The sequence below is a fragment of the Providencia sp. PROV033 genome, assembly GCF_028484855.1.
Lineage (GTDB): Bacteria > Pseudomonadota > Gammaproteobacteria > Enterobacterales > Enterobacteriaceae > Providencia > Providencia alcalifaciens.
Genome location: NZ_JAMPSW010000089.1, coordinates 1 through 1,217, shown reverse-complemented (window position 1 = coordinate 1,217; position 1,217 = coordinate 1). Strand labels below are relative to the sequence as shown.

Annotated in this window: 1 protein-coding gene; it reads left to right on the top strand. The window is 27.7% G+C overall.

Annotation, left to right across the window (positions count from 1 at the left end; genetic code table 11):
* Nucleotides 1-247: 247 nt before the first annotated feature.
* Entirely contained in the window at nt 248-586 is a 339-nt protein-coding gene (locus tag PSF16_RS13730; RefSeq protein WP_272689436.1) for a helix-turn-helix domain-containing protein, read from the top strand.
* Nucleotides 587-1,217 lie beyond the last annotated feature (631 nt).

Here is a 1,217-nt window from a genome sequence, read left to right as displayed (position 1 = left end):
GAGCTTACTCCCCTTAAACCCGCTCACCGCTAGCTTTATTATTTTGTATTACTCTCATAGAGAGTTTAAATTAATATTTTTGTCTATCACTCTATATTTGCGTTATTTGATTTTACAAACAACGTCACGTAAATTAGTTGGAAGAAAACAGAGGGAATTATTTTCTCATACAATGTTTTCTTCAATCCTTCGTATTCACCTAAATACGATTCTTATTAAGTGATGCTGTTTGGAAGGAATGCATACAATGATAGAAATAGATGATAAAAAACCTTCTTCTAAGAAGGGAATAACTATTTATACAAAAGCAGTTGGTTATGAAATTTACTTATTACGCAAGCGCCGTTTACTCAGCGGAAAAGAATTAGCTAATTTACTGAATATTTCTCAACAACAAGTTTCTCGTTATGAACGCGGTATCTGTAACATCACGATAGATATGTTAATACAGGTTTTAAATGTACTAAAAATGCCTATTCAAGATTTTTTAGACCGTGCAATCATTCGACTTTCCATAATGAAATTTAAACTAAACAGTATTGGTAGCAAAGATATCTCATTGTTAAAAAATAACTTTGTGAAATAACAAGAACACTTTTTATTTATTACACACTACATTCAAATTGCATCTAGTACATTGATTTAATATAAAAAATAAATACTCTCCTTGATTTTTATATTGAATACACATAAATAAAACATTTAATACCATCTAAAATAATGGTGATATTTCATCTTATCTAGATGATTTATAAATATAGTTACTTACACCTATTGAATCACAAATGAATATTAACCGAAAATTCATATAAAAAACACTAATGCAATCCATTCAAATTAATAAACTTTAAATTTAATAATAGGGTGGATTACATTTTCAAAAAATAAAATCAATAACACTCTAAATTATTAACTTAGGGTAAAGGTAATATTCTCTTTATAACGGAGAGAGTATCCCCTTTATATCTAAGGAATAGAGTAAAGGAAATTAACTAACTTTAAATTGAATGTTTATAACTGATGTAACCTGAATTTAGTCTAGGTAAATAGATAATATCGTGCTCTATACGTATATATCTATAGTAAAACTGCGACATGGAATATGACCTTTATATCATCAATTTGATTATTTAACTTTGGACAAATAGGAATCTTAATTATGTCATTTAAAACAACGGTACTTTCTACTGCATTATTTATGGGTCTGTCAGCGGTAA

What these genes read in the sequence shown, in the direction of transcription:
- PSF16_RS13730 (WP_272689436.1), top strand. Translation starts at nt 248, where the DNA reads ATGATAGAAATAGATGATAAAAAACCTTCTTCTAAGAAGGGAATAACT.